Raw genomic sequence first — 20,129 nt, forward strand, 5'->3', positions numbered from 1 at the left:
AATAACAGCTCAGAAGGTAATCACTACCTTGACAGGGTAGAGGTCGCTGGTTCGAGCCCAGTCGGAATCATAGCTTAAACCCTTGCGCAGCAAGGGTTTTTTACTTTGCTTATTAATTGATTTTGTCATCATTCATCGAGTTGGGGACGAATTGGGGACGAAAGTTTTTTTAAGCTGATTTTGAAGTGAATTCAAAATCAGCTCTGTTTCTATGCTAGGTTAAAGTTTCAATATTCTTTTCGATTTTTTAAAATAACTTGTTCGAGCCATATGATTGGAGATACGCCGTAACTAAGAACGTCCACTCCGTCAGCAGCTTCATCGATAAAATCATTCTTTTCTTCATCCGAATAATCGCTGTTAAAAAAATCTTTCAATGCAGCTATATCAGTTTCTTGCTCTTCTTTTGAAATCTCTTCTAAGTATTCGTCCAGTGCTGACTCTGGAGCTTCTATATCTTGATGAAATATACCTCCTAGAAATTGAAATACAGGTTCAGATATTTCGATTTCAATCATTACTTATCACCACCAAGAAAAGTTAACTTCAAATCTGAGAAATGGTGCGTATCTTATTCTATATAACTTTCTGTTATATCAATATCATTTGTCATTTCTAAGTCAGGGTATTTTTCATCTAATTTTTCTTAAACAATTAATAAGTTCTTTACTTTGTAAACTTTTAGCTAAATCTTCAAATACTTCACTGATCCAATATAAATCTTCTTTATTACAATTTTCTAGATAGCTAATTGTATTTTCTTCAGGTATCGATGGCTATTATGAACCAGCTACAAAAGCGAAATTGAAGTAATATAAAAAGGCCCTCTTAAAATGGGGGCCTTTCAGTGTTTCTTTTAAATAGCTTCTTTTAGTTTTTCTATTACACTTTTCAACCATTCTATAGGTGGTAATCCAATTGTCGGGAAATATATTTCTGCATTACACTTTATAATGTCTTCCTTTTTTTCTTTAGTTAGATCGCTATTTAGAAACTCTTCGCAAAACTTAACTGTAAATAGCAAACCTTCTTTACTAATTTCCTCAATAAATTCGTCTAATGCGTGTTCAGGGGATCTGATATCTTGATGAAATGTTGCACCTAAAAAATTTTCTAATTCGTCCAAGAAATCATAACTTTCATCCATGATACTTCCTCTCTTTCTATTTGGTTGGATATCCTGTAAGAATAAAGTTACCGTTGTTATCTTTTTTGAGTATAATTTTTGCGTTTGTAACGTTCTCTACTAGTTCTGAATTTCTTGTTACACTTCTGCCGATTATTTCTCCATCGCCCTTGTATTTTAACATTAATTTAGGTTTTTTAGGATCATCAATCCAATTTTCGATTTTCTTTATATTTTTTGGATCGTTTAAGACTGCATTAGCAATTCTCTCAGCGGTAGCCCTATCTTTAAAAGTAGATGAAGCTGTAATATGTGGGTTAGGATCAGTTCTCAGTCTTTCTATTAATTCTTCATCAGTCTTTCCGATATGTCTTTCTATAAGATGCCCGCCTTTTGCTTCATGAGCAGCTAATCCGCCGCCAGGTGCGAGAGGGGTACTATCACCTTGTTTGATATTACCTGTACCCATGTTGTTAGAACTTTCAGATCTTCTGAGAACACTCTCTTTTTTATCTTCCGCAATACTTTTTAGCAGCGGAGTATTTTTCACATTAATGGTATTTTCAGCATCTTGAAGGATTCCTTCTAATGCAGGAGTATACCGGTTAACAGGAGATTTGACAAACTGTTTTACAGACTTTCCACCTTTCTTAACTGTGCCACCAGCTACTTTCCCAACTGTAGCAAGATCCTTCGATCCTGTTGAGACAGAGGACTTTCCACCTTTCAATAACAGAAGACTTCCGCCCAAATAAGTAACATAGTGCATCCGTGTATATGCATCCCCGTGAATCATTTTTTTATCCCAATTATCCTTCAATGTGTCAACCATACTTTGAAAGGCAGCTTGATAGTCGTATTCCAAAACGGTATCCAGCACTTTTTGAGGCTCCTTGTTTAAGTTGTCAATTGTCCAACCGATATTCCATCCGAATTGAATGGCTCCTTCACCGGTATCCTTGGCAAGATCGTATATACCAACAATCGCACCCTTGGCGCCATCACCTATGATTTGCAACACTTCTTTTCCGTTATCCATGAAAGCTTTACGCTGTTCAAGAAATGAAACAAATTCAAGCTGTTCAGGGGTAAGATTCTCATAGCCGACCTTCTTGGCAATTTCTAAGTATTCATCCGGATCCGTCACTCCATCAGCTAGCTTCTTCTTCAGTTCTTTGATTTCTCGTTCTTTAGCTTCATCTTTCTTGATCTTTAAATAAGCTTCAGTCTGTTTCTCGATATCGCCTTTTCTCTTATGTATATCACTTTCTCGATAAGCCTTGGCATTATAATGGATTGGTGTAGCATTCTTGCCTTTGCCTGTGGAGTCCTCAAGCTTTTGGAAGTCCTTCTTGATGAATTGCTCGTTTGGCTCTGATTGGGCATATTCAGTAACAAGTGCTTCGTCCACGCTGCCTAGTTTATCGACTGTTTTTTTGCGTTTGTCCTCCGCATCGGCGAGTTCGTCTTTAAAGTCCTCAGTTGAAAACAGATCAAGCGGAAGGATATCGTCGATATCATGTAAGATATCTTTCATGGCTTTCTTTTGTTCAGACATAATAGATTTTGATTTTGTGTAGGCGTTAGCCAGCTCGTGTTCTAAGAAGGATTCTTCTATATAAGCATCAGATAAGCTGGCGTCCTCTAGAGTGCCTGAAATGCTTGTCAAGAAAGCAATTTTCATATCAAGTAAGTCAATCCAATTGTCAGCTACACCTGCATGGTCTTGATAAAATGCTTTAATGTTGTCGGCGCCTTTGCCGGAAAACTCACTGTCATCTAAATCAGCTACAGCTTTAAAAGCCTTTTTTAGATTGACCATCTGACTTCTTAATTCTTTGTATTCCTTTGCACGTCTATCTGCTTCTGAAAGCAGTGATTTGGCTTCAAATACTTTCATGATCATATCCTTTCGTTTGAATAGCTCCAACAAGATTTTACCATGGGAAAATGAAGAAATAGACACGGATGTGATTCAAAAGTGTGAAATGAATAATTTGATCTGTGTCAATTTACCTACTCGGATTATTTGTTTGGAAACTGATGACGCAGTAAGACGATTCCAGCTGATGAATGGTTTAAATCCTGATGGCATTTATGGTCCTAAGACTAAAGCTAAACTCAAATCTCTTCTTAAATAAAAATAGCCCTCCTCAATTGGAGGGCTATTTTTATTTAATAGAAACGTGATGTGTGTACCAGTTTCCGGTTGCAGTGAATCGTAATTCCATATGGCCGTGGCGGTTACCTCCATACTTTACAAACGTGTAATCAGAATTGGCGATTGCATCCTTAGCCGTTTTATCAATGTTTGCAATTTTCTTGGAAGTGATTTTACCATTCCAGCCAGCAAAACCTGAAGCGGATGCACTTGGCGGGCTTTCCCACTTTGTTATTTTCTTTCCATACTCGTATGAATAGTTGTCACTTACTCGAATATCATATAATTTTATCCCTGTAAACTTTACAGCGTAATAGCCACTTGCAGTTTTATTTTGGGCGGCCTGTGTTTTTATCTTTTCCATTCCCATATCTGTACTTACGCCCATTTCCACAGTGAAACCATTACCGAGATCAATTTCTTGATATGGATGATCTTTGCTGACATGCATACTGTTTAAAGCCTTATTCACTTCTTTAACAGTTGGGATTTTCTCAGATGAAAGGGTTCTTAAGTTTTTTTGTTTTGTTACCTCGTGAAAGGTCGCCTTATCAATAATCAGATCAGAATTCTTGTCCACTTTTTCGGCAGCATTTGCACTTTGAAGACTAAACAGAGATGAAAAACTCAAAGCTAGGGCAAAAACCACACCCACAAGTGACTTTTTCATTTTATCCCTCCTTAATGTTTTCGTCCCCATCTTATCTTAATGTATAATATTGGTAAATGGGATGAAAGTAACAAATGGTGCTATTGATTAAAGTATTAGGCTTTGAAGGAGCGGGAAGATTGAAAAGTAAATGAATGGTTTTACCCATTTAAACAACCTTATATCACGTGTATATTGGATTGTAGGGGAGGGATATCATGGTCAAGATCATATTGGCATTTGTTTATCTATTTGGCTTCGTTGTGTTGAGCAATTGGGCTTTCGACGGAATATTTTCCGAGAGCTATTTCTCGCCAATCGGTTTCCTTTGGTCTATCTTATTTACATTTTTCATAGGGGTTTATACCGGCTTGCCTTTAATCTACAAAAAGTTTACTCAATCAAGCCGTTTGACTTTGAAAAGTAAAAAGCCGATTTATTTCACTATCGGTACAGCCGTTATTCTCTTTGGGCTTTATTTTCTCAAAAACGAAATCGCCCCCTATTTTATGCTATGTGGCTATTTTTTAACTCTGGCATCAGGTATAGCCCTGACCATCTTATTACAGCCCAAAACCAACAACTGTAAAACAGTATAACCAACAAGAATTAATTAAAAGCCCGTCGTTTTTTAGACGGGCTTTATACAAATTTAATCAAAAAGGAATATTTTTTAGGGTTTGAGAATAAAACGTCTGTTCGTGTCAGAACATAATCGCTACCTTGTGACAGGGGGGAGATCCCTGGTTCGAGCCCAGTCGGAATCATAGCTTAAAACCTTGCGTAGCAAGGGTTTTTTACTTTTTATGGGCTGTCGGTTTATTAATGCAGTATATGATTTAAATGAAAACTCAGGAATAATATTGAGTTGAGAAGATAAAATAAAAACCCCATTTCTAAAGTCCAAAATGGGGTTATTTCTTAATATCATATTAAGTTGCTGCTCTATCTGCGACCTTATAAGTGGACTGCTCAGAAAGAGCGTATGAAGCGCTGGATACTCCAACAATGCCAAGCAAGAGCGCTAAACAAATTGCAATTTTACATTTTTTCATTTAAATGTTTCCCCCTTTGAATTTGTTTACGTGCTTCAATTGCCATTTGATAAAAATCGACCGCATCATGTCTGTCTTCTTTGTTGGTCAAAAAATCAGCAACAGCAACAGCGTATTCTTCCATATCACCATAAAGGTTTTTCTCTTTGAAGAACTTGAACACTTCTCTAAGTGTTTGTAAGTCAAATGATAAATAAAGACCTTTAACCAGTTTTAATTTCTCGGTTACTTCCTGGTTGTTGTGTCGGGCAGCAACCTTCTGACCTTCCTGGTATAATTCTAACGCAGCCTTTAAATCATTCTTCTTTGCTTTGACATACGCCAGATTAAAAATCGCTTTGGACTCATAAATGTGCTTTCGATTCTTATGAATTTCATAGGCGATTTGAAAATGTTTCTCAGCATTGTCAAGTTCTTCAAGATTATTATAACATAATCCCACATTAAAATGAGCTGAACCAATTAAATGTTGTTCCCCTATTTTTATAGCATCATTTAAGGCTTTTTCAGCTGTTTCTAAAGCGTCCTCATAACACATTTTATCTAGCCAGTTCCCAAAGATAACAAACTGACATTGGACCATTTCCTTGCCATATGTAAGGTTCCCCTGAGCATCTTTTTGCTCTTTAAATATAGAGTATGCTCGCTGGGCATAATTCATTGAAAAATGAGTCTCTTTCATATAGTAATAGACTTCTGACATTTTGAAATAGAACTCTGCCTTATCTGTATTTGCGTTCTTATCTAATAAATCAAGATATTTTTCGGCTTCGCGATAATATGTTAAAGCAATAACTAAATCTCTCGTTCTAAAAAGATACATGCCGGTAAAAAAATGATAATAGAACTCTATTGTATTGGTGAGGGATTCAGGAGCCATATTTTCCCTTGTCTTTTTGAGATCAGCATAAACACCATCTATATTTTTAACAGAGTCAGGTTCGAGATACGAAAGCATTATTTCGTGCCGCAGCTTTAATAGCTGGAGATAGACTGCTACTTTTTCATTTTTCTCCATCATATCGAATTCTTTTTCAACTTTTTGTTTCATTTCTTTTGCTTTCTCAACTCGACCCTGTTTTATGACAACATACCAATGATTAATGTCTGTAGTTACGTAATGATATGGGATTAAATCCGAAACAGACAATCAAATACCTCCTTTTATTTACATATATTTAATATTATACCGCTAAGGACACCCTCTAAAAGAATTATTTTTTGAAAAGTCCATCTATTTAGACTGAAAAAAGGTCAGAATAAACATAAATAAGGACTGTATCGTCTGATATGAACTCTTTAGCTTGCTTTAGAATTTAAGAAAGCTGATCTAAAAGGCACTCGAAGTCGTCTAATGATTTATAAATGGCATCTATCTTTTTCAAGAAAATGTTATAATGAAAAGCCATAAAATGATAGGAGGGGGAATTTCGATGCATTACATAACGGCATGTTTAAAAATCATCAGTGATAAAGACCTTAATGAGATAATGAAGGAATTCAAAAAACTTGAGGAAGAAACGAACAAAGAAGAGGGTTGTATTACATTCCATGCTTATCCGCTTGAGCCATCAGAACGTAAAATAATGCTTTGGGAGATTTGGGAAAACGAAGAAGCTGTGAAAACCCATTTCACGAAAAAACACACAATAGACGTTCAAAAACAAGAATTAACGGAAGTAGAATGGTTAATGAAAAGCAATGTGAATGATTAAAAAGGCGTCTTCAAAAGAGACATTCAAAAACTAAGAAGCGGAAAGTTGTTGGCGGATTGTTGTCCAACTCCGACAACAATATCATGCGGAGAATTAAATACATTTATTAATAATAAGTTTAAAAGCTTGGAGAAAAAAATGAAAAAGAAAACCCAAATTATACTTTCCCTTTTAGCAGCACTTATAGTTATATTGATAGCACTACCAGTTCTATCTCCTGTTGTTTTTACAGCTGCTTCTGAAAAAGGAGCAATCAGACACGAAATTTATAAAAGAGGATATCCCTATCAGAGCTACTTTGCAGTTCTCCAAAAAGAAGGTGACAATGAATCTGGGAATCTTTATGATGTGAATTGGCTTGATTGGAAAGGTGAAACGGGACAAACGCCTCACTTATGCTATTCAAAAAAAGCATCAAACGGTAAATACAAAGTAGACTGTGGAACCGGGCCGTAAAAAAATGCCCGAGATGAAAGGTCTGCGGATACTGATCACTGGACAGAGAACGCTGTGCTTTGGTTGGTGTCCGTTTTTTATTTCGTATACTAAGCTGACATAAAACGAAAACAAGAAGCTATCACAGAATCAGGTCGTTTCTAGCAGTTAACTCAAAATCATAAAATCGCATTTTTCCGGAAGCTTCGGTAAAAAACGAAACTTTTGTCTCTATGATTTTATTTTATAATGTAAACGGTTTCTTATATAGTATACTTATACTATCAATTTGCTCAAGTAGACACTGACAGGAAGGATAGAAAAACAGATGGAATACATAAATACAAGACAAAAAGAGATTTTGTATCTGTTGTTATCTGAACCTGATGACTATTTAGTTGTGCAAGATTTCGCAGATAGGGTACAGTGTTCTGAAAAAACAATCCGGAATGATTTGAAAGTGATCGAGGATTATCTCAATGAGCATTCTCATGCACAGCTTATTCGAAAACCAGGGTTGGGCGTTTATTTACATATAGAAGAACAGGAAAGGACCTGGCTAAGCCAACAATTACATACTGAACATTTTTCTTCTAGGCAGCGGAGCGATGAAGAAAGAATACTGCACATTGCTTATGACTTATTAATGAATCCGAAGCCTGTTTCCGCAAAAGACATTGCCGCTCGGCATTTTATCAATCGATCTTCCATTAAAAAGGATTTATACGCAGTAGAAGAGTGGCTGAAGCGTTTTGATCTCACACTGGTTTCTAGGCAGCGGCTTGGATTAAAGGTTGAAGGGAACGAAAGAAATAAAAGAAAGGCATTGGCAAGAATATCTGATTTGATCCACAATACAGCGTTTACCAGCCAATTTATTAAAAGTAAGTTTTTACATTATGAAGTAGACTTTGTGACGAAAGAAATCAAATCACTACAAAAAAAGCATGCCCTCTATTTCACAGACGAAACGTTTGAAAGCTTGCTGCTGCATACATTGTTAATGGTCCGCCGCATCAAAATGAAGCAGCCGATTTCATTGTCCCCAAAAGAAATGGCGGCAGTAAGAAAGAAGAAAGAATATCAATGGACATTTGCTTGTTTACAGCGGCTTGAACCGGTTTTTGCAATCCGCTTCCCTGAAGAAGAAGCCGTGTACTTAACATTACATATATTGGGCGGTAAAGTTCGTTATCCATTGCAGACAGAAGAGAACTTTGAAAATGCTGTGCTTCCTAAGGTTGTAGGGCATTTAATCAATCGTGTTTCAGAGCTGAAAATGATGGATTTTCATAAGGATCAGGATTTGATCAATGGTTTGAACATTCATCTCAATACTGTGCTGCAACGGCTGAGCTACGATCTTTCTGTAGCAAATCCTATGCTCAATGACATCAAAAAGATGTACCCTTATTTGTTCCACCTCATCATTGATGTTTTGGAAGATATCAATCAAACTTTTGATCTTCATATTCCTGAGGAAGAGGCAGCATATTTGACATTGCATTTTCAGGCAGCGATCGAACGGATGCAGTGCAGCAGCGAGACACATAAAAAGGCGATTATCGTCTGCCACATGGGGATTGGGATGTCACAATTGCTGCGGACAAAAATTGAACGGAAATGTCATCAAATCGCTGTAATGGCCTGTATTGCAAAGGCCGATTTAAAGGATTATATCAAAAAGCATAAGGATATTGATGTTGTCATATCCACCATTGCGCTGGAGAATATAACGGTTCCCCATATTGTTGTGTCTCCGCTTTTAGAGCCTGGCGAAGAGAAGAAATTAAGTGCGTTTATACGTCAGCTGGGCGAATCACACCGCCAAAAACAAAAAACGTTTCAAATGCTGAACAATACGACTCCTTTTTTGGTTTTTTTGCAGCAGGAGGCGGAGCATCGCTACAAGTTAATCGAACAGCTGGCGACAGCTTTGTTTGAGAAAGGCTATGTTGATAAGGACTATGCGGTTCATGCGGTGATGAGGGAAAAAATGTCGGCGACAAATATTGGGTCAGGCATTGCCATTCCTCATGCAAACGCTAAATTTATTAAACAATCAGCAATCGCGATTGCCACATTAAAGGAGCCGCTTGAATGGGGAAATGAAAAAGTTTCGCTCGTTTTTATGCTGGCTGTCAAACACGAGGATCAAACCATGACAAAGCAGCTGTTTAGCGAGCTTTCATATCTTAGCGAGCAGCCGGCCTTCGTCCAGAAGCTGACGAAAGAAGCCAATGTCATGACATTTTTATCTCATTTGGATTATTAAAAGCAGGGATTATTCCTTGCTTTTTTTTGTTATAGGGAAAAATGCCTTTATTACCGGAACCTATGGTAAAAAAAGCGATTTTAATGAGCTGATTTCGGTATACAGTTGAGACAAGATCTTATTATTCACACTTTAAAGGAGGTTTCCTATGAAACTGTTAGCGATTACATCTTGTCCGAATGGAATCGCCCATACGTATATGGCAGCGGAAAATCTGCAAAAAGCTGCTGACAGACTGGGCGTTAGCATCAAAGTTGAGACCCAGGGAGGGATTGGTGTCGAAAATAAGCTAACCGAAGAGGAAATTCGCGAAGCGGACGCAATCATTATTGCTGCAGACCGCTCGGTAAACAAAGACCGGTTTATAGGCAAAAAACTGCTGTCTGTAGGGGTACAGGACGGCATCCGCAAACCGGAAGAATTGATTCAAAAAGCTCTTAACGGGGATATACCGGTCTATCGTTCCGCTTTAAAATCGGAATCCGGCAATCATCAGGAGAAAAAACAAAATCCAATTTACCGTCATTTAATGAACGGCGTTTCATTTATGGTTCCTTTCATTGTCGTCGGTGGATTATTGATAGCGGTTGCATTAACGCTTGGAGGGGAGAAAACACCTAAAGGCTTAGTTATTCCGGATGATTCCTTCTGGAAAACGATTGAACAGATTGGCAGTGCTTCATTTTCATTTATGATTCCGATTTTAGCCGGCTATATCGCCTATAGCATCGCTGATAAACCGGGACTTGTGCCAGGGATGATCGGCGGTTATATTGCGGCGACTGGAAGTTTTTATGACAGCGCAAGCGGCGCCGGATTCCTCGGGGGGATTATTGCCGGGTTTTTGGCCGGATATGCTGCACTTTGGATAAAAAAATTAAAAGTTCCAAAAGCAATCCAGCCAATTATGCCGATTATTATTATTCCGGTGTTTGCATCACTGATTGTAGGTTTAGCGTTTGTGTTTTTGATCGGCGCGCCTGTAGCTCAAATTTTCGCCTCTTTAACAGTTTGGCTGGCGGGGATGAAAGGGTCGAGCTCGATCCTTCTGGCATTGATTTTAGGGGCGATGATCTCATTTGATATGGGCGGTCCCGTAAATAAGGTGGCGTTTCTGTTTGGATCGGCAATGATTGGAGAAGGAAATTATGAAATTATGGGACCAATTGCTGTCGCCATTTGTATCCCCCCGATTGGCCTTGGCATTGCGACATTTTTAGGAAAAAGAAAATTCGAGGCATCTCAAAGAGAAATGGGGAAAGCGGCATTTACGATGGGACTCTTCGGCATTACTGAAGGAGCGATTCCATTTGCGGCGCAGGACCCTCTGCGCGTTATTCCAAGTATTATGGCAGGCTCAATGACAGGTTCTGTGATAGCCATGATTGGCAATGTGGGAGACAGAGTGGCGCACGGCGGACCTATCGTTGCAGTGCTTGGCGCAGTTGATCATGTCTTGATGTTTTTTATTGCTGTGATTGCAGGATCTCTTGTCACTGCTCTATTCGTCAATGTACTAAAAAAGGATATTACGGCGTCTCCTGTGCTCAGTGAAACTGCACCGCCCTCCGCGCCAAGTGAAGCTGCGGCATCAAATGAAATAAAGCAGCCAATTCAAAGCCAAAAAGCTGAGATGTCGGAATTTAAAAAACTGACAGACATTATCAGCCCGGAATTAATTGAACCAAATTTATCGGGGGAAACGAGGGATGACATCATAGATGAATTGATTCAGAAATTGTCCCGAAGAGGTGCGCTGCTTTCAGAGAGCGGGTTTAAACAAGCCATTTTGAATCGTGAACAACAGGGAACAACGGCGATTGGCATGAATATCGCGATTCCGCACGGAAAGTCTGAGGCGGTCAGGGAGCCGAGTGTTGCCTTTGGGATCAAACGATCAGGCGTTGATTGGAATAGCCTGGATGGATCAGAAGCTAAATTAATCTTTATGATTGCTGTACCGAAAGAGAGCGGGGGGAACCAGCATCTCAAAATACTACAGATGCTATCTCGAAAGCTTATGGATGACAATTATAGGGAGCGGCTGCTTTCCGTGCAAACAACAGAAGAAGCATACAAGCTGCTAGAAGAAATCGAATAAAGCGGGGGATTTTCATGACGATTGAACCGTTATTTTTCAAGCCTGTTTTCAAAGAAAGAATTTGGGGCGGGACCGCTTTAGCTGATTTTGGCTATACCATTCCGTCACAACGAACAGGAGAGTGCTGGGCTTTTGCCGCGCATCAAAATGGTCAAAGCGTTGTTCAAAACGGAATGTATAAGGGGTTCACGCTCAGCGAATTATGGGAACATCACAGACATTTATTCGGACAGCTTGAAGGGGACCGTTTCCCTCTGCTTACAAAAATAATAGATGCTGACCAGGACTTATCTGTTCAGGTGCATCCGAATGATGAATATGCCAACATACATGAAAACGGTGAGCTTGGAAAAACAGAATGCTGGTACATTATTGATTGCCAAAAAGATGCCGAGATTATTTATGGCCACAATGCAACAACAAAGGAAGAACTAACTACCATGATAGAGCGTGGAGAATGGGATGAGCTCTTGCGCCGTGTAAAGGTAAAGCCGGGGGATTTTTTCTATGTGCCAAGCGGTACTGTTCATGCGATTGGAAAAGGAATTCTTGCTTTGGAGACGCAGCAGAATTCAGACACAACCTACAGATTATATGATTATGACCGAAAAGATGCAGAAGGCAAGCTGCGCGAGCTTCATCTGAAAAAGAGCATCGAAGTGATAGAGGTCCCGTCTATTCCAGAACGGCATACAGTTCACCATGAACAAATTGAGGATTTGCTTACAACGACATTGGTTGAATGCGCTTACTTTTTGGTGGGGAAATGGAACTTATCAGGATCAGCAAGCTTAAAGCAGCAAAAACCATTCCTTCTCATCAGTGTGATTGAAGGGGATGGCCGTATGATCTCTGGTGAGTATGTCTATCCTTTCAAAAAAGGAGATCATATGTTGCTGCCTTACGGTCTTGGAGAATTTAAACTCGAAGGATATGCAGAATGTATCGTCTCCCATCTGTAACATGCAGGGCTTGAGAAATAAATTTGCGAGTGAAGACGCCTATTCTCCAGCAATGATCTAAATAAATTAAGAGTTTAATAGTTGGAGAAGAAATGTTACACTCTTTTCTGTATATGGTAAAGAATGAAAAAACACGATTCGGTTGGTAGTCCGGATGCATGATTGAGAATGTCAGTAACCTTCCCCTCCTCGGGATGTCCATCATTCTTTAATATCTTTTATGAGGAGGGAATCGTTATGAAATTAACGATTTACTACGATGGTCAGTTTTGGGTAGGCGTTGTTGAAGTTGTGGACAATGGAAAGCTAAGAGCCTTTCGGCATCTTTTTGGCAAAGAGCCGAGGGATTCTGAAGTATTAGAGTTTGTTCATAACCAACTCCTGAATATGTTGGCCCAAGCTGAGCAGGAAGGAGTGAGTTTACAAGGCAGACGTCAAAAAAAGATCAATCCAAAAAGATTGCAGCGCCAGGTTTCAAAAGAGTTGAAAAACGCCGGAGTAGCTTCTAAAGCTCAAGAGGCGATAAAGCTAGAGCTTGAAGCAAGAAAGCAAAAGAAAAAACAAATAATGAAAGAACAGCGAGAACATGTAAAAGAGCAAAGGTATATGCTCAAAAAGCAAAAAGCGAAAAAGAAGCACAGAGGTAAATAATCCAAACAAAAGCAGGCGCAGTGCCTGCTTTTGTAATTAAGGACTCTACTTTGTAACATATAGCCAATATTTATAATCCGCTGATTTATGATTCAATATAAACCCTAACTTCTCCAAGGTTTTTTGTGAGCCTAGATTATCATGTTCGCATCTTGCGGTGATCCGGTTTACTGTTTCTTGGTTTAATGCCCAGTTTATTAGTTTTTGGGCGGCTTCCACACAATAACCTTTGCGGCGATGACTTTTATTTGTTGCAAAACCGATTTCAATCATGCCATTTTCGTCTGGGTCACCTAAAAATCCAGTTCCCCCAACAATTTCATGACTGTCCTTCTTTACAATAATCCATGAATCAAATCCTTTTGTTCCATTGTTTTTGACTAAAATCTCGCGGAAATAAGGTATTGCTTCAAAAAAATCAGAATTTGGCCATTCACCATTTGTTTCATAACCTAAGTCTTTGATAGCCTGATGATCTTGTCTAGACGCGGCGTCAAGAAGGGGAATATCAATCGTTTTTAAACGTAATCGATTCGTTTCAAGGAGAACCATATATCTAATCCTCTTTTCTTTTTACTGGGAATAATGATAACATATAACAATTTTCTCTGATACCTTGGCAGTAGAGAAAGATGAAGAAATTGAGGGGAATTGAAAGAGTGACAGGTAAGAGTTTGCCCAGACCAAAAACGGGTGGGAAAATACCGATGTTAATGTGTCCCTACCCGTTTTTCTGTTCCTGAATGCAGGGTTTCTGATAACATGTTGTGCTACCTTTTCGCAATCAAATAAAGCGATATAGCTCTTTGGGTTTGCACAGGATTATGAATGATAATGACCCATTGGTTTCTTCGTCTTGGAAAGCTTGCTACAGCATACAATGGAGCAGTATCGCGCGGAGTGAATCCACCATTTATCACGTTGATATCTCTTCCTTCAAGATGACAAACTAAGTATTCACCTGGATTGATGACCTGTTGGTTCGTCCATGCGTAAGAATAAAAGCCGTCTCCAAGATCTTCGGTGGAAGATGGGGGGACAATGCCATCTACAGTCAATGTGATTTCTCTTCTTCGCTGTCTTTCTGAAAAGTCTGGACTTCTTTGAGGGTTATGAGTATGTGAAAAGTAAGGAATTAACGCAGGGCCATAAAAGTAATGATACAAAGCAACCACTCCTTTATTTTCCATTCATACAAATTGTATGTGGGAGTTATTTGTTCATTCCTGTTTTGTTCCATGTAGACTAATAATGGGCTATAGGCGTCCAAGGAAATCAATTTGTCCTTTCGTTGATTCAATGCTAGTAACCTTGAAAATGCAGGTTAGGATGATAGAATTTACATATTACTGCAAGAAGTTAGACATACATCATTTTGATAGTGGGTGAAAACAATGGCGAAAAAAATGGCAAAAACAAATGCGGTTCGTCTGATAGAACAGCAGAACATCTCTTATGAGGTATTAGGGTATAAAACAGACGGCCAGCCGGTAGATGGCATCTCTGTTGCGGAAAAAATCGGTTATCCTTTGAAATATGTATATAAAACGTTGGTTGCAGCAGCAGGAACAAATCATTATTATGTCTTTGTTGTACCCGTTGCAGAAGAGTTAGATGTAAAAAAGGCAGCAAAGGTGACAGGGGAAAAGAAAATAGAAATGATTGCAATGAAGGAGCTATTAGCGGTAACTGGCTATCTTCGCGGCGGCTGCTCGCCAATTGGCATGAAAAAATTGTTCCCGACCTATATTGATGCATCTGCAGAAACGCTTGATTTTATCATTGTCAGTGCAGGGAAAATCGGTATGCAGCTAAAGTTGGCGCCACAAGATTTAGCCAAATCATGTGATGCCGCATTTGCAGAAATTGTATAGATGCAGATATAGGGGGAAACAAAAAAGCTTAGTCATATCGATTAAGCTTTTTCCGCATCCCTTTCAAATATGATTTCAAAATAAGCAGCTGCCCCATACCCATCTATACTGGGAGCGAAAATCTGAACGAATCTCCAGCCTCTTTTCGCATAATCATGGATGATTTGCTGGTAGTCTTCTTTAGGCCTTCTTCTCATCGTACTCAGTTCAACTCTTACGAATTCATATTCTTTCATCGTTTGATCCCTCCTATTAAGGTATACACATAATTGAGCAAGAAGTTCCAAAAACCTAGGTTAAGGTCTGCCTCACTAAACACAGGAACATCTTGAAGAGTTAATGGGCTATAAAAACGAATTTCACCGGGTCAGCAGTCCAAATGAATCTCTTGCTTATTGCATTTGACTGAGTATATAAGTAAAAATAGAGCGGCCAGAACATATAAGAAGGAGATGATCATTAACGCACTCATAACAGGGTAGTGTTTAGCGGAATAGATGAAAAAATCAAGCTATGAAATTTGTTTGGGGCTGCTGACGGCATCAATTCCATTTAGCAGTTTTGAGAGTTTAGCAGTATAGTTCCAATCAAATCGATCTGAAACAAGCTCGCTTCCTTGATACCAATTAACAGCAGCTAAAAACAGAAATACCATAATAGAAAATCCAAGCTGAACAACTAAAAATATTCCCTTCACTTTTGTATGACCTCCAAATCTATGAATATGGGAAAATCAAACAATATATTACCACCGTATGGGTTATTCTTGCAATTTCACTTCCATACAACTCAAACGCAAGTCTATTTTTTTGTTTGTTTTTGGCTTATAATACCTGATGATGGAAAAAGAGTGAGGGTTTATAGATTAGAGAAACAAATGTATTTATTTGTGGAGAGAGTATAGAAGCATTCGATTAGATCTGCTTTTTCACAGAAACGGTTTTCATCTGTTTGCCTGAGCTTTACAATTGGCTGGCTAAAAAACAATGATTTCTTTCAATCAAAACATGCAACGATGCGACACATTTTATATCTTGATGACTTATCTCATTGCCTTTAAGTCATCCTATCGAGAAAGCGATGGTATTTTATGAACAAAGAAACCCTAAAAAACATACTCATGATTTTTTCAATATGCGCAACCCTCCGAGAAACCGATGGTATGCGCATAGCTGATAGCTGGATTTTGAGTGAGATTATACGATTTTTGATTTGCATGGTTGTGTTTTTTGCCATGACATTTCTATTAGATGCTGTTTTTCCAAACAAAAAAGAGTCACATTAATGTGTGGCTCTTTTTGCATCATCTGATCAGAAACATCATAAATGAATCGATCATCATGATGAAGAACAGCAAGCAAAAATAAATAAGTGAGTAGACAAACATATCCTTTGCCCACTTCACGTCATCGTCTATTTTGAATCCCTTGATGCTTTTTTTGATCCATATGCCTCCGAGAACCAAGGCTGCTAAAAAATAAAATGGGCTCATATGGCCGGTGCCGAGAGAGAAAGGAAATAATAGCGTGACCGGCACCAGGACGGCAATATATTGCATCATTTTTATTTTTGTTACATGATTTCCTTTGACTACTGGCAAGAGCGGAATGCCAGCGGCACGATATTCCTCTTTGCGTCTTATCCCAATCGCCCAAAAATGCGGCGGCTGCCACAGAAACATAATCGTGTACAACAGCACTGCTGTCATACTGAAGTCACCGGTTACGGCACAATACCCCATCAATGGCGGCGCAGCTCCTGGAAAGCTCCCGGCAAATGTGCTCCACACAGACGTTCGTTTCACCCATACCGTATAGATGATCGCATAAAAAATAAAGGCGGCCAGTCCGAGAAAGGCCGTTAATGGATTAAGGGAATAAAGCATGGCAAGACCTGCGATTCCTAACACAGAGCCATATGTTAAGATCATGGCTGGCGGCATTTTCCCTGTGACCGAGGCCCTGCTGCGAGTGCGTGCCATTTTTGCGTCCATATGCCGATCAAAATAGTTGTTATAGACAGTGCCGGAAGCCATCACAAACGCGGTTCCCAACATTGCTGTTACCATTGTCATCAAAAAAGCCATGCCGGTTAACGTTTTTTCTGCGCTTGCAAACGCGATCCAAAACCCGCCGAAGGCTGCTATCGAGTTTGATATGATAATGCCGGGTTTTGCAAGTTTGATAAAATCGTAAATGGTTACCCGGTTTGAAGCTTTTATGTATTTTGTTTCAGATATGGCTGCAGAATCTCTTGTATTCTCCAAAAATAGACGCCTCCCCCTAAAACTGCATGCTTTTGTTATCGTAACAAGAGGGATACGGAATCACAATTATTTCCTATATTTGTCATGATATTGTCGTTTTTAAAATAAAAAAATGGGGAGCTGGACTGCCCCCATTTTGATATGCGGCGACTAGTAACCGTAACCTCCGCCATATCCTCCGCCATAACCGCCGCCGTAACCGTACCAAGGGTAGTAAGGCGGTCGCGGGCGCGGGTAGTAATAAGGCGGGCGCGGATAAAACGGGTAGAACGGATAATAATAAGGCGGATAAAATGGCCGTCTCGGACGCGGATAATAATAAGGCTGTCTTTCATCATAAGGGGTAATTTGTTCAAATGGCTGTTCATTCAAAGGGTAATCCAAGAGGAAAACCTCCCTAGCTTTTTTTATTCCTTTTACCATATTCTTGATACTTAAGTTGGGTGTATGTACATTCATGAAACTCGGTTTTTTTTATGATGAAATTCCTTAAAAAGGATTGACATGAACTTCTAAATCTCATAGTATTACAAATGTGAAATAAATGTTACTACAATATTACAAAATCATTTCTAAATAGATACAGTTCCAACTGACGAAGAGTAAATCGAAATGGCTACGAAAGAAGGAGTTTTTGTTGTTAGCAAAAAGAATCAAATGGTTTCATGTATTAATAGCAGTTGTATGTGTGGTGGGCCTTATCGGCTTTTTCCATAATCATTCATTGAAAAAAGAAACGGTCATGAATAAAGTAAGAACTGATTCTCAATATGGGAATGTTGAGATCGCAACGCTTGTGAATGACGGGAAAACTTTTAATTACGCGGTTAACTATCCCGTTTTCAAAAATGAACAAATGGATTCGGCATTAAAAAGATTCGCAGAAAAAGAGGTTCGTCAATTTCAAAAGGAAACAAAAGACGTTGATCAAGAGCATACGACAAAACGCAACGAATTAAATGTTGATTATAAAATTGTCCATTATGCCAAACAGACAGTGGCGATTGTATTTAATGAATATAAATACATCGGCGGGGCACACGGGCAAACCGTGAAAAAAACGTTTAACTATGATTTTAGTAAACAAGCGTTTCTTTCCATTGATGATATTTTCAAAGAGGACGCTGACTACTTACATAAGCTTTCGTTAATCGCTTATCACGAGCTGAAAAAGAATAAGGACATTGCAGCGGACGATGCACTGTTAAAGGAAGGGACGGCTCCGAAAAAAGAAAATTTCAGCCGCTTTGCCATCAAGGAGGATTATATCGAACTTTACTTTGACACATATCAGGTTGCAGCAGGCTATCTTGGAGAGCAATCGATTGCCATTAAGAAAAGTCTTTTGAAAGACATTCTGAAAGAACAATATATTGATAAAGCAAAAAATAAAAATAAAATCAAAGAACAAAAGCCGAAGCATGAAGTGATTTCTTTACCCAAAGAGGAAACGGTTGATCCAAATCAAAAAGTCATTGCGCTTACTTTCGACGACGGCCCGAATCCTGCGACAACAAATCAGATTCTAGACTCCTTGAAGAAATATAAGGGTCATGCCACGTTTTTTGTTTTGGGGAGCAGGGTTCAATATTATCCGGAAACGCTAATAAGAATGCTGAAAGAAGGAAATGAGGTGGGGAACCATTCATGGAGCCATCCGCTTCTCACAAGGCTTTCAGTGAAAGAAGCGTTAAAGCAGATTAATGATACGCAAGACATCATTGAAAAAATAAGCGGATACCGTCCGATGCTTGTAAGACCCCCATACGGCGGCATTAATGATGAACTGCGGAGTCAAATGAAAATGGATGTTGCGTTATGGGATGTTGACCCGGAAGATTGGAAAGACCGTAACAAAAAAACAATTGTTGACCGTGTCATGAATCAGGCGGGAGATGGAAGAACCATTTTGATTCACGATATTTACCGCACCTCTGCTGATGCGGCCGATGAAATTATGAAAAAGCTCACCGATCAAGGCTATCAATTGGTGACAGTTTCTCAGCTTGAAGAGGTTAAAAAACAAAGAGAAGCGAAATAAATTAAAAAAGGCTGTCCGTACGGACAGCCTTTTTTCTATTTAATAAGAGCCTGTGGTCGCCCAAACATTTAAGTTTGGTCCTGAATACTTGCCGAAAGCGTAAGAAGTCCTTGGATCTAAATCATATACCATCGGTGTATAGCAAGACTTTTGGCCGGCCACCGCTTTTCCATTGCCGCCTGCAGAATCACAATTATATCTCTTGCCGTCCGTGTTTCGGGTAATCTCCGCATTTGCTTCAAAGCCAGACGTCAATGTATTATTCATCGTGATTTTTGCCCAAGCCGTTTTACATGTACTGCTGAATTTAAGCTCGACTACTCCGATGACTTGATTGCTGGCATTCACTAAGTTTGAGGATTTTTTTGTAGAGCCGGTGGACGCACAATCATTGTAATAAGGGCTTTTTCCATCGTAGGCATGGGTTTCCGCATTGGCGGGTACTCCTTTGACGGCAAAAACAAATACTACTGCGAATAACACCAATGAAGCCTTCGTAAACAGTCTTTTCATATCCTTTATGACCTCCTTAATATGGCAAACAATAAATCATACGGAGGAACAATCAAAACATGCATGCTTTTTTGTGAACAATAAAGGCGGCCGGGAGGATGGAGTTATTGGCCGCCTTTGGTGTGAGGTTAAGCTTTTACATCAATAGTTTGTCCGAGAGTCGGATGCTGAATCATCTTTAAGGTTTGATCGGCATTTTGCTGGGCGGTGTCCAGCATTTTTTTCGTTAAAGCAATATTAACATTCTGGGCAAGGGATGCTTGATGCATCGCAACTGATAAAGCAGGAATATCCATCGTTCCACC

20 protein-coding genes and 4 pseudogenes are annotated in these 20,129 nt (G+C 39.1%); 10 read left to right on the forward strand and 14 right to left on the reverse strand.

Translation table 11 applies throughout. The annotated features are described in order from the left end of the window. Positions 1 to 214: 214 nt before the first annotated feature. The 4 genes and pseudogenes from NYE20_RS06830 to NYE20_RS06845 all read right to left on the reverse strand — a co-directional run bounded on the left by NYE20_RS06830 (position 215) and on the right by NYE20_RS06845 (position 3,026). Positions 215 to 518 (reverse strand): annotated as a pseudogene (locus NYE20_RS06830) (contact-dependent growth inhibition system immunity protein). 53 nt (positions 519 to 571) lie between these two features. Further along, positions 572 to 764, reverse strand: a pseudogene (locus NYE20_RS06835) (hypothetical protein); the annotation flags it as partial. Between the two features lie 92 nt (positions 765 to 856). Continuing rightward, the gene (locus NYE20_RS06840; protein WP_070548821.1) at positions 857 to 1,147 is read right to left on the reverse strand and encodes a contact-dependent growth inhibition system immunity protein; all 291 of its coding nucleotides are present in this window, start codon (positions 1,145 to 1,147) and stop codon (positions 857 to 859) included. Positions 1,148 to 1,163: 16 nt separating this feature from the next. Further along, entirely contained in the window at positions 1,164 to 3,026 is a 1,863-nt protein-coding gene (locus tag NYE20_RS06845) for a T7SS effector LXG polymorphic toxin (protein WP_161621510.1), read from the reverse strand. Between the two features lie 136 nt (positions 3,027 to 3,162). Here NYE20_RS06845 and NYE20_RS06850 point away from each other — a divergent pair. After that, positions 3,163 to 3,267: pseudogene (locus NYE20_RS06850) on the forward strand (peptidoglycan-binding domain-containing protein); the annotation flags it as partial. Between the two features lie 30 nt (positions 3,268 to 3,297). Here NYE20_RS06850 and NYE20_RS06855 read toward each other — a convergent pair. Then, the gene (locus NYE20_RS06855; protein ID WP_163135527.1) at positions 3,298 to 3,957 is read right to left on the reverse strand and encodes a hypothetical protein; all 660 of its coding nucleotides are present in this window, start codon (positions 3,955 to 3,957) and stop codon (positions 3,298 to 3,300) included. Positions 3,958 to 4,154: 197 nt separating this feature from the next. Here NYE20_RS06855 and NYE20_RS06860 point away from each other — a divergent pair, with 197 nt between their 5' ends. Continuing rightward, entirely contained in the window at positions 4,155 to 4,535 is a 381-nt protein-coding gene (locus NYE20_RS06860; protein ID WP_029317635.1) for a hypothetical protein, read from the forward strand. Positions 4,536 to 4,977: 442 nt separating this feature from the next. Here the strand turns inward: NYE20_RS06860 and NYE20_RS06865 are convergent, their stop codons facing one another. Next, the gene (locus NYE20_RS06865; protein ID WP_161621511.1) at positions 4,978 to 6,141 is read right to left on the reverse strand and encodes a tetratricopeptide repeat protein; all 1,164 of its coding nucleotides are present in this window, start codon (positions 6,139 to 6,141) and stop codon (positions 4,978 to 4,980) included. Between the two features lie 247 nt (positions 6,142 to 6,388). Between NYE20_RS06865 and NYE20_RS06870 the strand changes: the two genes are divergently transcribed. From NYE20_RS06870 to NYE20_RS06895, 6 genes are all read left to right on the forward strand, one after another. Beyond that, on the forward strand, positions 6,389 to 6,706 hold the full coding sequence (locus NYE20_RS06870; RefSeq protein WP_015252322.1) for a putative quinol monooxygenase: 318 nt from the start codon (positions 6,389 to 6,391) through the stop codon (positions 6,704 to 6,706). A 138-nt stretch (positions 6,707 to 6,844) separates the two neighbouring features. Continuing rightward, positions 6,845 to 7,162, forward strand: coding sequence for a hypothetical protein (locus tag NYE20_RS06875; RefSeq protein WP_041345315.1), 318 nt, complete (start codon positions 6,845 to 6,847; stop codon positions 7,160 to 7,162). Positions 7,163 to 7,469: 307 nt separating this feature from the next. After that, a complete protein-coding gene (gene manR / locus NYE20_RS06880) occupies positions 7,470 to 9,416 on the forward strand; it encodes a mannose transport/utilization transcriptional regulator ManR (RefSeq protein ID WP_103803750.1) in 1,947 nt (648 codons plus the stop codon). A gap of 148 nt (positions 9,417 to 9,564) precedes the next feature. After that, positions 9,565 to 11,517 carry a PTS mannose transporter subunit IIABC gene (manP, locus tag NYE20_RS06885; protein ID WP_339184850.1) on the forward strand — a complete coding sequence of 651 codons (1,953 nt, stop codon included), beginning with the start codon at positions 9,565 to 9,567 and terminating at the stop codon, positions 11,515 to 11,517. Positions 11,518 to 11,531: 14 nt separating this feature from the next. Further along, positions 11,532 to 12,479: a mannose-6-phosphate isomerase, class I gene (gene manA, locus NYE20_RS06890; protein ID WP_339184852.1), complete on the forward strand. Its 948-nt coding sequence runs from the start codon at positions 11,532 to 11,534 to the stop codon at positions 12,477 to 12,479. Positions 12,480 to 12,647: 168 nt separating this feature from the next. Further along, on the forward strand, positions 12,648 to 13,130 hold the full coding sequence (locus NYE20_RS06895) for a YjdF family protein (RefSeq protein ID WP_129110624.1): 483 nt from the start codon (positions 12,648 to 12,650) through the stop codon (positions 13,128 to 13,130). A gap of 45 nt (positions 13,131 to 13,175) precedes the next feature. On the opposite strand, the gene NYE20_RS06900 is transcribed toward NYE20_RS06895, so the two are convergent. After that, positions 13,176 to 13,682, reverse strand: coding sequence for a GNAT family N-acetyltransferase (locus NYE20_RS06900; RefSeq protein ID WP_249851123.1), 507 nt, complete (start codon positions 13,680 to 13,682; stop codon positions 13,176 to 13,178). A gap of 218 nt (positions 13,683 to 13,900) precedes the next feature. Then, a complete protein-coding gene (locus NYE20_RS06905; protein ID WP_072175761.1) occupies positions 13,901 to 14,296 on the reverse strand; it encodes a hypothetical protein in 396 nt (131 codons plus the stop codon). A gap of 228 nt (positions 14,297 to 14,524) precedes the next feature. Here NYE20_RS06905 and ybaK point away from each other — a divergent pair, with 228 nt between their 5' ends. Next, on the forward strand, positions 14,525 to 15,004 hold the full coding sequence (gene ybaK, locus NYE20_RS06910) for a Cys-tRNA(Pro) deacylase (protein WP_041850956.1): 480 nt from the start codon (positions 14,525 to 14,527) through the stop codon (positions 15,002 to 15,004). Positions 15,005 to 15,045: 41 nt separating this feature from the next. Here the strand turns inward: ybaK and NYE20_RS06915 are convergent, their stop codons facing one another. The 4 genes and pseudogenes from NYE20_RS06915 to cotT all read right to left on the reverse strand — a co-directional run bounded on the left by NYE20_RS06915 (position 15,046) and on the right by cotT (position 17,654). Next, positions 15,046 to 15,240: a DUF4177 domain-containing protein gene (locus tag NYE20_RS06915; protein WP_003232825.1), complete on the reverse strand. Its 195-nt coding sequence runs from the start codon at positions 15,238 to 15,240 to the stop codon at positions 15,046 to 15,048. Between the two features lie 131 nt (positions 15,241 to 15,371). Then, a pseudogene (locus tag NYE20_RS06920) lies at positions 15,372 to 15,701 on the reverse strand (YjdJ family protein). A gap of 606 nt (positions 15,702 to 16,307) precedes the next feature. Then, entirely contained in the window at positions 16,308 to 17,309 is a 1,002-nt protein-coding gene (cyoE, locus tag NYE20_RS06925) for a heme o synthase (protein ID WP_170948340.1), read from the reverse strand. Between the two features lie 111 nt (positions 17,310 to 17,420). After that, positions 17,421 to 17,654, reverse strand: coding sequence for a spore coat protein CotT (gene cotT / locus NYE20_RS06930; RefSeq protein WP_014479515.1), 234 nt, complete (start codon positions 17,652 to 17,654; stop codon positions 17,421 to 17,423). Positions 17,655 to 17,907: 253 nt separating this feature from the next. Here cotT and pdaC point away from each other — a divergent pair, with 253 nt between their 5' ends. After that, complete coding sequence (gene pdaC / locus NYE20_RS06935; RefSeq protein WP_161621514.1) at positions 17,908 to 19,311, forward strand: peptidoglycan-N-acetylmuramic acid deacetylase PdaC; 1,404 nt, start codon at positions 17,908 to 17,910, stop codon at positions 19,309 to 19,311. A gap of 39 nt (positions 19,312 to 19,350) precedes the next feature. Here pdaC and NYE20_RS06940 read toward each other — a convergent pair whose 3' ends face one another. Next, positions 19,351 to 19,824, reverse strand: coding sequence for a YjfA family protein (locus NYE20_RS06940; protein ID WP_014476498.1), 474 nt, complete (start codon positions 19,822 to 19,824; stop codon positions 19,351 to 19,353). 128 nt (positions 19,825 to 19,952) lie between these two features. Further along, positions 19,953 to 20,120: a YjfB family protein gene (locus NYE20_RS06945; RefSeq protein ID WP_014476499.1), complete on the reverse strand. Its 168-nt coding sequence runs from the start codon at positions 20,118 to 20,120 to the stop codon at positions 19,953 to 19,955. Positions 20,121 to 20,129 lie beyond the last annotated feature (9 nt).

Origin of the sequence: Bacillus sp. FSL R5-0416, from assembly GCF_037975425.1 — a bacterium.
Taxonomy (GTDB): domain Bacteria; phylum Bacillota; class Bacilli; order Bacillales; family Bacillaceae; genus Bacillus; species Bacillus subtilis.